This window comes from Longitalea luteola, from assembly GCF_017356035.1.
GTDB lineage: Bacteria > Bacteroidota > Bacteroidia > Chitinophagales > Chitinophagaceae > Niastella > Niastella luteola.
This window is the reverse complement of sequence record NZ_JAFIQX010000001.1, coordinates 339461-355164: the sequence shown is the minus strand read 5'-3', so window position 1 is coordinate 355164 and position 15704 is coordinate 339461. Positions and strand designations below refer to the sequence as shown.

At 40.5% G+C, this 15704-nt stretch carries 9 protein-coding genes; all 9 read right to left on the bottom strand.

The window, feature by feature from the left end; all coding sequences use genetic code 11:
* Positions 1-48: 48 nt before the first annotated feature.
* Positions 49-3069, bottom strand: coding sequence for a S9 family peptidase (locus tag JUB15_RS01405; RefSeq protein ID WP_207510451.1), 3021 nt, complete (start codon positions 3067-3069; stop codon positions 49-51).
* A gap of 199 nt (positions 3070-3268) precedes the next feature.
* Complete coding sequence (locus JUB15_RS01400; RefSeq protein WP_242696189.1) at positions 3269-3940, bottom strand: DUF4397 domain-containing protein; 672 nt, start codon at positions 3938-3940, stop codon at positions 3269-3271.
* A gap of 33 nt (positions 3941-3973) precedes the next feature.
* Positions 3974-5419: a thioredoxin family protein gene (locus tag JUB15_RS01395; protein ID WP_207510449.1), complete on the bottom strand. Its 1446-nt coding sequence runs from the start codon at positions 5417-5419 to the stop codon at positions 3974-3976.
* Between the two features lie 19 nt (positions 5420-5438).
* Positions 5439-6920, bottom strand: a complete 1482-nt coding sequence (locus tag JUB15_RS01390) for a RagB/SusD family nutrient uptake outer membrane protein (RefSeq protein WP_207510448.1) — start codon at positions 6918-6920, stop codon at positions 5439-5441.
* A 27-nt stretch (positions 6921-6947) separates the two neighbouring features.
* Positions 6948-10331 carry a SusC/RagA family TonB-linked outer membrane protein gene (locus JUB15_RS01385; protein WP_207510447.1) on the bottom strand — a complete coding sequence of 1128 codons (3384 nt, stop codon included), beginning with the start codon at positions 10329-10331 and terminating at the stop codon, positions 6948-6950.
* A 467-nt stretch (positions 10332-10798) separates the two neighbouring features.
* Positions 10799-12019: a FecR family protein gene (locus JUB15_RS01380; protein WP_207510446.1), complete on the bottom strand. Its 1221-nt coding sequence runs from the start codon at positions 12017-12019 to the stop codon at positions 10799-10801.
* 96 nt (positions 12020-12115) lie between these two features.
* A complete protein-coding gene (locus tag JUB15_RS01375; protein WP_207510445.1) occupies positions 12116-12739 on the bottom strand; it encodes an RNA polymerase sigma factor in 624 nt (207 codons plus the stop codon).
* An 887-nt stretch (positions 12740-13626) separates the two neighbouring features.
* Complete coding sequence (locus tag JUB15_RS28350; protein ID WP_255539591.1) at positions 13627-14547, bottom strand: type IV secretory system conjugative DNA transfer family protein; 921 nt, start codon at positions 14545-14547, stop codon at positions 13627-13629.
* A gap of 18 nt (positions 14548-14565) precedes the next feature.
* Positions 14566-15672 carry a YWFCY domain-containing protein gene (locus JUB15_RS28345; RefSeq protein ID WP_242696154.1) on the bottom strand — a complete coding sequence of 369 codons (1107 nt, stop codon included), beginning with the start codon at positions 15670-15672 and terminating at the stop codon, positions 14566-14568.
* Positions 15673-15704: the final 32 nt, after the last annotated feature.

The following is a 15704-nucleotide window of genomic DNA, read 5'->3' as shown; positions in this document are numbered from 1 at the left end:
GGTTATTATGCTTCTTACAAGCAAAGGTCAACAAATTACTTAAGTACATTACTTGACAATTGGCATACAGGCTTTGCAATTGATGCCGCATTTAGCTGTACTATCTAATTCAAACCCACTTAATATTCCTTTATCTTTGTGCATTATTCCCTTTGTCATCCACTTAGGTGCCGGCGCACTTTTTAAGTAGTGATCAAAAAACTGTGTGTATCTAATTGTGAAATCCCGTTGTTCTTCTAATTTCCAAACTTCATGACCTCCATAATCATATTGCAGCCACCATGCCTTTTTTTCTAGCCTTCTCAAACTAACAAATAGCTCTTCCGCAAGGCGAACGTCGTCGCCATCCTTTTTATTGTGAAACAACAACAGCGGGCTTGTTGACCTATCTGCTTGTATAACTGCCGTATGGTCAATCCACCTTTCCTTGTTTTCCCACAGAGAGCCAAGCGCTGCGCCGTATGCACCGTTTTCGGCCCATTCTAACCCGCTTTCTCCCTTTCCTCCATGAACTAACGACACCGCCACGCTAATTACATTCGTACCTCCGAAACCTGAGCCTAGGGACATTGCTGCGAATGAGTTTGAATGAGTAAACAAATAATAACCAAATCTTCCAGAATTGCTATGACCACCTACGCCAAGATGGTTTGAATCAACATATGGTAATGATCGCAGATATTCTACTGCACCTTCAATGCCATTGACTGTACTGGGACCCCATTGATCTTTTTTAAAATAAATGTCTGGAACAAATACCAGGTACCCATGACTAACCATCCATGCTGGATTCTTAAAAATACTTGGTGCTGTGATATATTCTGCTTGGGGATAGCGATGTAAACCGTTTGTTAACATAGCATAAAATGTGATTATCATCGGATATCGCTTTGTAGAATCAAAGTTCTGTGGCTTATAAAGAATTCCATGGCTTTCTGTTCCATCAAGCTGCTTGAATGTATGCAATTCTGCGGTCAACCAATTGATCTCCGTATGAGGTTGAAGAAAAGTTAACTGCTTGAAGTTTTTGAAGTCTAAAGTACAAAAGTAATTTGGAGCCGCATTGAATGACTCCCGTTTGACAATGCCAATCGTGAAAGCTTTGTGGTTTTCTTTGGCTCCTGTGGAGTTAGCACTACTTAAAAGAATTTGCGTACCGAAGCTGACTGGTGCCATATACAAAGAGTCAGGACGCTGACGAGATTTAAGATTTTTTTGATAGAACCCGCTATATTTTGTTTCCGTGTTAAAAGCGCGGACAATCAAGGGCTCGTCAATAGCAATAATCTGCTTTGTCGGGTACCACCTGTCTACTGTTAGCATACTGAATACGGTTTTAGTTGCTGAACCTATAGAGGTAACGTTTAAGGGAGGCTTTACACCGGCCAAATCTAGTTGCCAAATGTCATATTCGTCATACACAAAAACACCTTTGTCATTTAATAAAAAACCTGCAACACCATAAGAAAATTGCGGTTTCGCATCTATTTGAGGTCTAAGTGCAAGCAGCGAGTCGGGGATTCCTGACGAGATCCTATGCCGCTTTCCAGTGCGCAAATTATAACTGAAGTAATGACAGCCATTAGTGATGTCAAAATAAACCACATATTCCCCACCCGGAGAAAAAATCACATCGAAGCTGTGTTGTCCGCGGCTTGCAATATATTTTCGCTCACCTGTGTGTAATGACACAAGCCATGCACTATCCAAGTAGTTACCCGACCTCCAAAATAAATCACCATTAGATTCGAAACTTGATTTTGAAACAATGGCGTATTCACCGTGTATTTCAAGTACATGTTCATACTCGTTCTCTAATAGAACTACATTTCTATTTTTTAAATTTATGACCGCCTTGTATTGTCGGTGTTGGTTTTCCAAATGAGGCTGCATTGACTGTAAGAATTTATCGTGATAGCTCCAAACATCTACCTGGGCTTTACCAGGCATAGGACTTCGCTTCTCTTCAGGCACCTCCAAAACAAACTGAATGAATCGGCCATCATCCGTGAAAAAAGCAGCATTCCCAATAATTTGTTCATCTTTCACTTCCCTCTGATCATTTGGGACGAGCAGCTCAGCATTTGATCCTTCAGCCCAGTACCATATAGAATTCTTTCTTGAGCGTACAGCCAATGCTCCATTAGAAGGGGTAGTATTATGACCACTATCTCCAAGTATGAAAACAACTTCCTTTTCGTTGGCATTTAGGCTAAAGCTAACCAGTTGAAGATCATGATTATCAGATTCCCAAACACCGCTCTTCTTGCCAGTGACTAAATTCACATACACAAGTTTCGTGTTTATATATTTCAAACCGGGTACTGCAGTCTTCACGACTAAACACATTCCACTTTTGCCAAACGCAAACTCATCGACGTTGCTAAAATTTCGATCACGACCTGTTTTAACATTATGTAAAATCAACTGCCTTTTTTCTCCTTCAACCTGGCACCAAAGCCACTGGCCACTAGCATCGAATTCATAAGATTTCACATGCGCGTATCTTGTCTGTTCGCCTGAGAGAAAATTGTGTAAAACAACCGTTTTATCGTAATCCGTAAGTTGAAAGGCCACCCAACCACTGCCAAGGTCTGGTGGCAATTTGTATGAACATACACCTGGAAATGAGACAAGAGTATTTGTTCCTGTTAAGAGAGAATGTAAACCATTTTTCGTTTTGTAAAGGTATTGTCTTCCCTTGGCTAAAAACTGACCGTCCTCACTACCAGTTATAGCGTAACGCCAACTGTTGTTGGTTGACTGAACCACCAATGTGTCTAGTCTTCTATTATTACTGTTGTGATTTCCAACACTATAGGCAATATATTTACCATCTTCGCTTAGAGCTACCTCGTCCCTCACGCTTTTCCAGTTATCTATGATCTTAAAATCAATGGGAGGCTTTCCCTTTGTTAAGTAGGCTTGGTTGTGGCTCCACACATGATTATTTAAATCTTCATGTATTGATGATTCAGACAGTACTTGAGGTAGAGAATTCTTTCTCTCCTGCGCATGTATTTGACAGACGATAAATAAAAATACCCAAGAGAAAACGGACCTTTGCATAATAATAAATATTTATTCGTTGAGATGGTGTTATGAGACAACACAGGTCTAGCCACCGAACGTTGACGTCATATTATTGACCGAAAAACGGTAAGGACAATGGTAACAAGAATACCCCAGAAAACATTTGCGTATTTTCTAAATCGATTCCTTTAAAGAGTTTAAAAAGACTTAATTATAATACCGGTGGTCAGCATAATTATCTATCATTATTGACTCTTGTGATTCCAACTGAAGAAAAATCATTGATCTTTCCCCTTATCACTAATGTGACATTGGCGAACCTCGGGGTGTTTAAGGTGTAAGTCACTACGAGGGAATCATCTGAGGACTTTCTAATTTCGAAAGTATATTTTGTATTATCGGCTTTGGCTGGATACGACTTAAAATCAGTATGTTGTTTATAATCTAGATTATTTGCTTCATATACTGAAGGCGATTCCTTTAGGTTAACGGAAAGCGGTCCACTATCTGGAGAAAGATTTATGAATCGGATACCGCATGTACTGTCTGAATGGTATGGCAAATTTTCCTTTATTAAAACGCCTTCCACATTAGAATAAGATCCAGCAAGAAAGAGAGAGTACACCTCACCTTTTTCAATTTTGAATTTCTGATCCGAAAAGTACGGTCTTGAAGAATCGCTGACTGGCCACACATACAGGCTACTTTCACCCATGTCTATTGCCATGTGAGCGGAGCTGTTATTTGCAATGATAGCTGACCTGCTTCCAAGTCTAACAGGTTCACCATCGGTTACCGCATTGATTATTGTTAATGATGCAACATTCGGACTGTGTATAACCTCCCTTTTACAGGCTGAAAATAATATTGTCGCCAATACCATCGTAAAAATATCTTTGTTCTTCATCACATAAATTGTAATTGTTTAGTAATATAAATTTCAATTGTTTAACCAGACTGCACCCCTATGTACATAAGTGGGCTGTCCCAGCTTCATTTTGTACAACGCTTCTTGCATATCTTTGTCGGATGGTGACAAAGAAACTGCTTTTCCTTGCCAACCAATTGCCTGATCTTTTAGTCCAACTTTATACAAAAGGTTTGCATAGGTATCGATCCAAGCGGCAACCGTAGGTTTTGCTTTGATTACTTTTTCCATCCACCTAATGTACCCATACAAAACTTCTTTTTCATTTACGTACATAAACGCATTCCAAGCCATCGCGTTGATTCGGTCGGATACACCTTTCTTCAGAGTAGGGGGATACTTATTTAAATAAATAAGCGAATACTTCGCAGCGGCACCATAATTCCAATGCCTGGTGTACCATTCGATTTTTGATTTTAAAACAACACGCTGCGCATAGTACCTATTGAACCTTTTGGAAATTAGCTTGGCAAGCTTATACCAGTGTGCTTCCCGATAGTCAGCCTGCAACAAATTCTTGCCCGAAATATCTGTAAGATATCCGCCCGTCATGGCTACACCAGACTCCGCTGCCTCCTGCTCTAAAAAAGGAATGGCAATTTCATACATTATCGCAGGTTCCACTATGTTTGCTGCCACGTATCCTTCTTCTTTCATCACCTTATCAATAAACTTAGCGTCTGCATAAAACATTTTAAATAACTTAGTGTTGATGCCTGGGTTTAATGCTACCCAGCACTCAATATTTCGGGGCAGATAGCGTTTTTCTTTTGGCAATCTTACGCTGATATCTACATGTGTTCGGATCAATTGCATGCGCATTATGCTATCATTTCTCATTTCTGCCATTTCTATCATAGCCGGCAAACTATCATATATAATATTGCCCATCAGAAAGTTCTTTTTTAATTCCAAATAGCCAGCAGTTGGATCATAAAAGCTTCTCCCTGGTAAAATGGCCTCTTTGGCAATTGCAATAAACTCAGCTGATGCTTTGTATCCGACTTCTTTATGTACGATTGTGCCTTCAGGAGAAAAGAACAAATAACAGGGATAGCTTCTTATAGAGTATTGGCTCAATAGACTGTCAGCGCTTTGATACCATTTTTTAACATCTTCGCCGTCCATTGCAGTCCTATCCATCTGAACTTTGACGGAAATAAAGTTTGAGTTAATAAATCTTCCCACCGTGTCTAAATTAAATACCTCCGTATTCATTCGTTTACAAGGGCCACACCATGTTGTAAAACAATCAAGAAAAATGTATTTACCATCCTTTTTTGCCTTGACTTTCACCTGCTCCCAACTCAGCCCTTTGGACCATTGTATCCCAGGCCCATTTAGATGATTGTCTATAACAGGTTCTTGCGATTGCATATTTAACGGCGCCAAAAGAAGCAGAGAAATAGCAAGCTTTATCCAACACTTTTTATTCATATTGCAAAACTTAAAAATCATGATTACTAGTTTTCCTTTCTTAATACCCAGTGTTCTGCTTTATATTGGGAGCTCTATCAATATCACTCGTTTTTGGAATAGGATATAATTGTTGATATGATTCCCAAGAGCCACCGTTTGATTTCAACGGCGTTACGATACTCATTACTGCGTCTATTGTACCCGTTCGTTTGAGATCAATCCAGCGATGGCCCCATTCAGAAAAAAGCTCCACCCGGCGCTCATGCAGAATTGCTGCCAACATTTCTTCCTTTGAGTCTGCAGTAGTATTAGGCAATCCAGCTCTCGTCCTGATTACATTTAAATCCTCTTTAGCTTCAGCAACCTTTGACTGTTGCGCCCGTGCCTCAGCGCGTATTAGATACTGCTCGCCCACACGCAGCATCATGAAATATTCTTGCATATTGTCAGACCCTGAATTGGAAGTAATCGATCCGTCAGGAAGATTCAACTTGTATTTATAAGGAAATCGGTATGTCGTTCCAGAAATTGCAATCGTATCTATCCAATTTTTTGGTAACGCCCGGAGATCATCAGGTTCAAAACTATTGAAAAGTATATCGCTTACGTAAACTGGATTGGCGTCACTTGGACCTGCTTCGGGAAGCACCAAAACAGTAGCTTCTGTGGTGTTAAAATCAATTGCGGTTGGCTGCAACTGCCAGATTGCCTCTCTGCTATTTTTAAGAAACACATCATTTAAGTCAGGTAGTGGACCATATAAATGGTTGTTACCGATCAGAAGGGACGACATGGCCTCTGCGTTAGCAAAATCGCCAATGAATAGGTATACCCTCGCTAAAAAAGCGTTGGCGGCCCAGCGAGTAGGGCGAACTCTTTCCACACTATTAGTTAAAAGAGTGCCATCCAAATAATCACTGCTTAACAGTTTTTCCGCTTCTACAAGATCTGAAATGATTTGTTTAAAGACCTCTTCCTTGGATGTTCTGCTCAGTGATACATTAACAGAGGGGTCAGTTGAAAGAACAAGTGGAACATCTCCAAAAAGGCTGACCAGATAAAAGTAGAAAAAGGCACGCAAAAATCTAGCTTCACCTAGTAGTTGTTGTTTCACAATTGGCGTTAATGAACTAGCCTGTGGTGACATTAGTCCTTCAATTGCGGCATTACATCTAAAAATATAACTAAAAAGCGGTGCCCAATGTTGGGTACCTATTTCATCCAAGGCAGAAAGAGAATTGCGGTAATAACCTTCATAACTCGGCTCGCCAATTCCAGAATATAAAGTAAGTTCATCGGCGGAAAGCCCACCCAAAAGCGATATGCTCTTTCTACCTTGAATTGGCTGATTGTCTTCGTTCATAGAAATATAAATTCCATTTAGAACAGCAATGGCAGTTGCATCAACGGAAAAAGTATTAGTCTCTGCTAAAACATTAGTTGGAGGAGGCGTCTCAACCAATTTTTTGCATGACAATGAAAAAAGAGAAATGACCAAAATAAACCGATTCATCTTGCGACATAAAGTTGAGCAGTTCATATTATACGATTTAACTGTATTACCCTTTTAAAATTCAATTTGTACGCCGATAGTTAACATGCGAAGTGGCGGAAGTATACTTACACTTGCTGTCTCGGGGTCCAGTCCTTGATAGTTAGTAAATGTTGCAACGTTCTGACCGTTACACGATAATCTGGCATTTTGAAGGTGTAATTTTTTTACTAGCTTATCGGGTACCTGCCATGAAAGCGATATATTTTTTAACCGAACAAATGATGCATCATAAGTGTACCATGCATCACTATTGATTACTCTGGACAAAAATCCAGCGGTTAAATAAGGAGCTTTAGAAGTATTGTCCCCGGGCTTTTGCCAACGATCTCGTACAGCAGTAGGTTGATTACTTTCTCCGCTAGAAAACTCTCCTGGGTATCTCTTACCATTATAGAAGACCATATCATTAGCACCTCGTTTTCTTACAAATTGAAAAAGTACTTCGAGTTGAAGGCGTCTATAAGTAAAAGTATTCATAAGGCCTCCGTAGTACCTGGCCAACGACGATATGAACACATTCCGGTCTTCTTCCTGAGGTGCTGTGGCCACTGGATTTCCATTTTTATCTCTAATCATATATGCTCCATTTACCGGATTCGTCCCCGCAAATGAAGCAACCTTACTTACCCCAATGGGTTGACCTACAACAACGCCGGTTGCTCCGGTCGCATGGGCGGTTAGTTCTATCCCTGGAAAACTTCTTAATTTGTTTTTTGGAATTGAAAAATTAGCCGAGGTTGTCCAGCTAAAGCTTTTACTTCTTAGATTGGTGGATGTGATCGTAAACTCCCAGATTGTGTTCTCAATTGTCGCTGGAAGATTCTGAGCAATTTGACTGAAACCTGAAAATGTCGGTAAAACATACTGCACGAGTTGATTGCTGCTTCTATTTCTAGAATACGTTGCACCTACAACAATACGATCTTGCAATATGCCAAAATCTATTCCGGTTTGCCATTTTTTAGTTTCCTCCCATTGCAAGTTCGGATTGGGTATTTTTTCCACATTTAAACCAATGTTACCTTGATACAAGATTGTAGAATAGCTAATTCCATAAGTGCTCAAGTAAGCAAAATCAGGTATTTGATCGTTTCCCGTTATTCCGAAACTGCTACGGACCTTGCCGAAACTAACGAACGGAAACCGTTTCCTAAACCACTTTTCCTCACTCATTATCCATGCCACACCCACACTTCCGAAGTTTTGAAATTTATTATTACCTCCAAATTTGTTGCTGCCGTCTCGCCGGCCGGTCAAATTCAAAATGTATTTATCGTCCATATTAAAATTCAATCTGCCAAAAAGAGCATTAAACCTATTTGTGACAGAGTTTGAAAGATCAGCGTTAATAGAAGTGGCCGCATTTAGAGTCTTCATCAATTGATCTGTCGGAAAGCCAAAACCAAACAATGATAAATAATCTATGCTGCTTTTCTGAATAGTTGTACCCACCAAAGCGTCCAATTTTATTCTCCATGCACGAGCTTGATAGTTTATTTGAGGCTCGATGATCCAAGAGCTCATGTTTCTATTTCCAAAACCCGCGATCCTCTGCGACGTTGCTCTACGTTCAGGTCTATTTACTTCCAATCTAATTGGGTTAAAGATATTCGTTTGCATATTAGTATATCCGAAACTTGTACGTAAGTCCAAGCCCTCCAAAAGACGATAGCTAATAGTGAGATTACCAATTAGATTTTTAGTGGTGTTGTTATAATCAGTACTGTTAGCATTAGCCAGCGGGTTAATAAATGTCGACCTACCAGTTGCATTTTGTGCCCAATTTAAGTTGCCATTGCTTGTGAACAGTTCAGGTGCATTGGGCTCAGTAAGTAATGCTGACTGAGTTAAGTCAACGCCCGGCAGATGATTTTGATCATAGGAATACGATCCTGATAGTTGCATCCGTAATTTCCCATTGCCAGGCGCTCCACTTAGGTTAAAATGCAGTGTTCCAATATTATCGTCAAACCTACCAGGAAATACAGTTGTTTGCCGATTATAAGTGGCCCCAATTAAATATTGCAGACTTGGCGTACCACCGGAAATACGAGCGTTAACGTTGGTATATTGCGCAGTACCACCAATTAATGTTTCCTGCCAATCCGTATATCTGGTAGTGTCCCAAAACATAATATCTGGAGCATAAACAGACGAACCAGAAGCTGAAGGGTTTGCAGAGGGAACTTGTCCGCTGTTATGAAAGGCCTCTTTCCGCATCTCGAGATATTGAGATGTATTCATCATATCTACTTTCCTTGAAACGTTTCCCCATCCTTGTTGCATGTTAAATGTAAGAGTGCCTTTTCCGGCTTTTCCCTTCTTTGTTGTAATAAGTATGGCTCCGTTGGCCGCCCGGGATCCATAAATTGCTGTAGCGTCTGCGTCTTTCAAAACAGCTATTGATTCAATATCAGCCGGGTTCACATAGTTAAGTGGACTGCCATTTTGAACTGTTCCTTCCATGTAATTTCCATATGCAAGCCTTGATGGAAAAGGCACCCCATCTATAACAATCAATGGATCTAAACCGCTTTCAATACTATTTTGCCCTTGAATACGTACATTTACCCCACCGCCAGGCAAACCGGTTAGCTGTGTAACTTCTACACCCGGAACGCGACCTTGTAATGTCAAAAGAGGGTTTTGAACAGGCTGTTTCTCAATGTCGGACGCTTTAACACTTGACACATTGCCAGTAGTCAACCTCTTACTCGTTGTACCATATGCAATCACAACAGTTTCATCTAAAAAAGTAGATTTAGGATTGAGGCCAATAACTAAAGATTTACGTCCTTTCAAAGAAACTATTGCTGTCTCAAAACCAACATAGGAGATTTCTAAAACAGAATTGTCGTCCACATCCTTTAATAGAAAGGAACCATCGGAATTCGTAATTGCTCCTTTACTCGTTCCCTTAATTTTTACATTTGCTCCAACTAGTGGCATCCCCTCTTTGTCAGTTATTTTACCTGTCACATCTACTCCGGGGTCTTCTCTAATTTTCTTCTCTTGCCTGAATTTTAATGTGATATTATTTCCCCTGATAACATAAGTAAAAGGTTGATCTTTAAAGCAAAGATCCAATGCCTGTATTAGAGGCATATTCTTTACGTTTATAGTCACTTTTTTCGCTTGACTAATCAAACTAACATTATAAAAAATAGCATAGCCCGTTTGGTTTTCGATTAGATGCATGACTTTGAGAAAAGGAGCATCAATTTCAGACAGAGTTACGGTCTGCGTTACGGCTTTTGCACTCAGATGCAAGGAGGTAGCCAATAAAATAATTCCAGAAATTTTCATAACACGTGTCAATTGTCGTGAAATAGAGCAGTGTAGTTTTGGCATGGTCATGCTGGTAGCAGAGCCTTTGCCGACAGCAAAAGATTGCATAGCTTTGTTTTGTGTGAGTAATAAAACCAGTTATAACTTGCATCCATCACGTCGGGTACCATCCGGCGTGATTTTTTTAAGGTTACTTGAGACGGGTTCAATGGTTAGCGGTCATATCACTTGGAGATGTAGCGCTATACTTTCCGTTAGGAATGGAGATAGAAGAAGGGATGGCACTGTCAGGACGGAATTGACTTTCGCCGATTAACCGCTCAATTGCACTTTTATTTCTACCGAATACCAAACAACCTCTTGGTAATCTCCAAAGGTTTAATGAATTTTTATAGGTACTAGATGTATATTCCAAGTTCTGAAATAAAAAATTACGAAGACTGAGTAAAGTAAAGCCCCGGAGGTTGAAACAAGATTTGAATCGCGAGTTTTGGACAAGCTCACGTTGATTCTATAATGTTTAGTGAAGAACTCCGGGGCTTTTCCTACGGGTCTTCCGACAAATTTTTCAAATATTAGTTGACAATTATTTTCTTTCCTTCCACGCTAAAATGTATAGAATTTTGTTCGAGTAATGCTAAAACCTCAGATAACTTACTATTTCGTTTGATTCTGCCACCATACGCCTCTGAAGAAACTGGACCTTTATACACGACTTCCATATCGTACCATCTTGCGATCTTTTTCATCACCGCTCGGATATTTTCATTGTCAAAATGAAAATATCCATTTTTCCAGGCAATCACATGATCAACGTCTACATTATCGACAGTTTTCAGCAACCGTTTTCCAACATGCAGCTGCGCTTGCTGCCCGGGCATCAATATCGACGCTGAAGTGCCACTGGTCATTTTTACCTTGCCTTCGAGTAGCGTAGTTCTAACAGCCTCTTCATCTGAATATGCGTTTATATTAAAATGCGTCCCGAGTACCTGAACACTCCAGTCCTGTCTTCCTGGCGCGGCATTGGCAACAATGAAAGGCTTATCACTTTTCGCCACCTCGAAATATGCCTCGCCGGTAATCACCACTCTTCTCTCACTTTCAGAAAAATTCACAGGATACGTGATACTCGCTTCAGAGTTAAGCCACACTTTTGTGCCATCCGATAATTTTGTAGAAAACGTTTGTCCTTTCGATGTTTCTAGTGTATTATATATGATTCGAAATCCTGACTCATTCTTCTTACCCATCCCTTGCCTGTTGATATATGTTACCTGTCCGTTTTCGTTCGTGATGGTAACGCCGGCCTGTTCTGCCACTTTTCCCACACTACTGCTATCCAAATTCAATTGCGTCCCATCGCCTAATATCAATTTTGCCTGCGCAGATCCAGGAGCAACATCTTCTGCTGCAGTTGTGGTGTGTTTGGTTTCTGCGATGGCGACGCTCGGTTTCTTCTTAATCTGAGAAAACCACAAGAATCCCCCAAAGGCTAAAAGAAATATAACGGATGCAGCAGCCACCATCCTCCAACCATGCCACCAGTTTGAATACCCTACCCGACCTGTTCCATTTATCAAAGCGTTCAACTTTTCCCATGATCTTTCATTTTGCAACTTCAACTGTTCGATACGCTGGTATTTTACCGATACGTTATCCTCTTTAACAATGTTATCAAAGATGATTTTATGTTTTACATCTTCCGCAAGCCAAGCCTGTAGCATTGCCCTTTGCTCCTGCGTTAAATCAGGATAGTGGGATAAAATATCGGCTATAGAATCGTAGTCATTCATTATAATGGTTTTGGCAGATGCACATTACCCAACGTTTACTGCACGTAACATTTACTCAACACTTTTGACAGTATAACAGCATGTGATAAAAAAAATTCAATTGAAAAAGGAAGAAAATGACATATTATTTTTTACAATATCCAAGTGACTATAAAACAACAATATAAGGAGTTCTTTACGGCAAAAAATGATCCGTAGCTTACGGACTGCGTCCGCGCAATGTTTATTTACAGTATTAATAGAAATGCTTAGCCTCTCGGCGATTTCCTGCCTGCTTAGACCAGAGAAATAGTAAAGTTTACAAGCTTCCCGGCATTGAGGCGGTAAAAGTTCTACAGCCTCATATAACTTCTCAAATAAAGCAGCTTCGTAAGTATACTGTTCAATTAACAGTTGTTCGTCGATTACATTTATCGGTATAACAGTTTCTTGGTAATTACGTGCTGCCTTTCTTGACTTCAAGTAATTTAAACAAGCGTTTTTGGCGGCTATATATAAAAAGCTACGAATTTGGCTGACCGAATTAAAATTCGCGCATCGTTCCCAATATTTTAGGAAAGCGTTGGTAGCAATGTCCTCTGCCTCCCCTGACTCTTGAACGATCTGTTCACAAAAAAATCGAATATGGTGGTATAAACGACCGTGCAGGGCTTTGAAGGCCAAAGTATCACCCCTTTGTAACTGTTCTGTTAGTAACGCATCATCTTGTCCATTGAGCATATCAGTTCCTTCTTTGTCTTTGGCGGTTCTTGGTTATATATACTAAATTACAAAAAACACTAACACTAGTTAGTAATCAGCATTTTAGGCATAGATAATAAACGACATAGGTTTTTTTGCGGCTATTGATTACCAGGACGAGGTTGGATAAGAAGTAGACATTTACGAAGGATAACGCAATGGCAAAATAGAAAGGAAAAACATTACTGCAAAATTGTGAACATTTTAATGCAGCTGGAATTGGATTATGAAACTAGTAATTTGGCAAAAAGGCGCAGGCAATTAGTCTTTTAATTTAATATTTTTTTTTAAAACTTCAAAAAAAGTTTGCCCTAAGATGGAAAAAACTTTGATTCTCGTTGAAAAGTGAACTAAATTGAATAGCAGATACAATAACCTTACCTAGAATGACACGATCAGCAAAACGGATATATGCCTTCCTGGATGAACAATCTACAGAATATAGAAATGCCCATGGAATTGAATTTCATCTTAGCGTTGACAAGTCAATCTTTGTGATATTTGCCCTTGATCTCCTGAACCATATGCAGACTTCGGACTATTATACCCCTCCAATTCTTTTGACAGCTTCCTAGAGGATTTCGAGATCAGAAGCAGTCGTCAACTAAAGACACTGAACCCTTCACAACTGCGAAAAATGTACTATAAGGGCAAAGTCGAAATTTACTGCGCAATCGTAGCAAAGTCTATTTTGTACACATTACATTTCCGGTTGACAAACAATAAATCAATGATCGTGCGGGATGACTACGATAACGAACACCTGTTGGACACAATCCTTAACACCCCTCACCAGTTCCTAAGCTATACCGAAAACCATTTCTGGAAGAAGAATCCCGGACAGGAGGAAAATGGCTTCAGATGAACTACCCTTTTTGGGTGTCTGGCTTAACAAATAGTAAATGGGTCAGTTCCGGATCATTCTTTATCCGTTCTATTTCAGTTTCAATAATCTCAACAACATCATTTTTAATGGTAATGTAGTTATTCTGAATGTCGATTGGTGAGATGTTTCGCTTCGGTAGGGGTTTGTATGCATCTTCCTCTGCTTTTATTGCCGAATGGTCGTTCTGAATTGAACAGTGAAACGCCTTCAGCTTGATCTGCTGGTCTGGATTGTCGGCCAGCACCCCTACAAATTCACCTGCCGACAGCATGGCGATTTTGGCGGCAGGAACAGCACTGTCTAACTGAGTATTTCGGCTAACATTGGTCTCTGTTCGGTTGATCGACACACTTTGCCGCTCCTGTACGATCTTTCCAATAATCTCCGACACCGCTTTTGCTGTATCTCCTGTGGCCTGGCCGCATAGTATATTACCAGCTAAATTAAATATAACGTCTGCCTGTTCGCGTCCATAACTCTTTCGCATCTGCGCTATATTTTGGATAGCCAGGTAGCAGAAAATACGATAGCCGCGTGATATAGCTAAAAAGTTCTCTATCCCATTGGCGAACAGGCTGGAAAATTCGTCCGCAATTATACAACACTTCTCCATGCCTTTCTTTGGCAATATCCGGAACACACGATTGAGATAAAGTGATATAACCGCGCCGTAGGTCTGTGTCTTTTCTGGATTGTTGGCTAACACTACAATCTTTGGATCTGATGCATTGTTTATATCAAGTGTAAAATCGTTTCCACTCAAAACATAATACAGAAGCGGAGAGGCGAGTCTAGCCAACGCGATTTTAGCAGAAGCAATTTGGCCTTCAAGCTGCTCCATCGCCCGATTGCAGTAGGCCGTTATGAACGGATTAATTTTTCCTGCGTAGCGCCCATCCAAATTTTAGATGGATGGGCGCTACGCAATCAACACCTCTATCTCCGGCTCAGTGCCGAGAACAGGAAACAAGTCTTCGTAGTCCATCTGCATCAGTTCAATTACGTGTGGGAGTGTGCAGTACTTACCGCCCTTGTACTTTCGCAAGAACCAAATAATCGCGGTGACAAAATTTATTGGCGATTCGACAAAGAAATCCCCGGTTTTCTGGATCCACTGCATATTTAACCCCAGCAAAATCGTCCGCGAACTTTCAGTTGCATCCGTAATATCCTTCATGCTGGACGGCTCCAAAGGGTTGCACCGGTTTATAGGCTCATCGAAATTAATGATGTAAAACTTTGGGGCCTTCTTATAAAGGTGCTTAGCCTTCAGCCACGAGTTGTAAGCGATCTTCGCAAGGTCATCATACTTAAAATCATAGAGCAGCATACCAGGAAATTGCCGCAGCTCAATCTTTTGTTTGATGATATGACGAATAAGGAAGTACGTTTTACCTGCACCAGGGCTGCCAATAATGAGAACCATTCGAGCGCCATTAATGATGTTCAACCACATCTGACGCAGCTTTCCTTTATAGCGATATTTACCAGGAAGATTAACGCTGTATGGATTTTCAAGTAGCCGTTCTTCCTGCGGGAAGGTTTCATTTTCCTCGTTAAAAATATCATCGCGCATCTTGAGTTTGATCAGGCGGCTGAGACGCGACCCTCCTGTAAGGATGAACAAAAAACCTATAGAGGTGGTAAGTATGTAAGTGCAGGCCGTTTGTGTAATTGATAAGTGACAGAAGAACCAAACGACACCTCCCCAGTACAGAGCATTGCCAAAAACCAGATAAAAGATGATATGACTTCCTTTCGCTTTGATATCTTTCTTGCCGGGCGTCCCTATCATGGATATGGCTAAAAAGCCAAGCGCGATCAGTTTGGTGACGTAACTTTTTGAGAACAACCCTATGTTTGCGATGTTTAAAAGTATCCGTTCTACTATCGGATGTATCAGCCCCCACGCTTCAAAAGCCGCAAAGCAAATCACTACGAAATGCAGCACCAGAATCACCACACTTGCCTTGCGGAACAGATCAATTATTGCCCGTAAGCTTTGCTCGTTCTCCCCTGTATTCATACACACCTCCTTTCTATAACGCCTTTACTAAT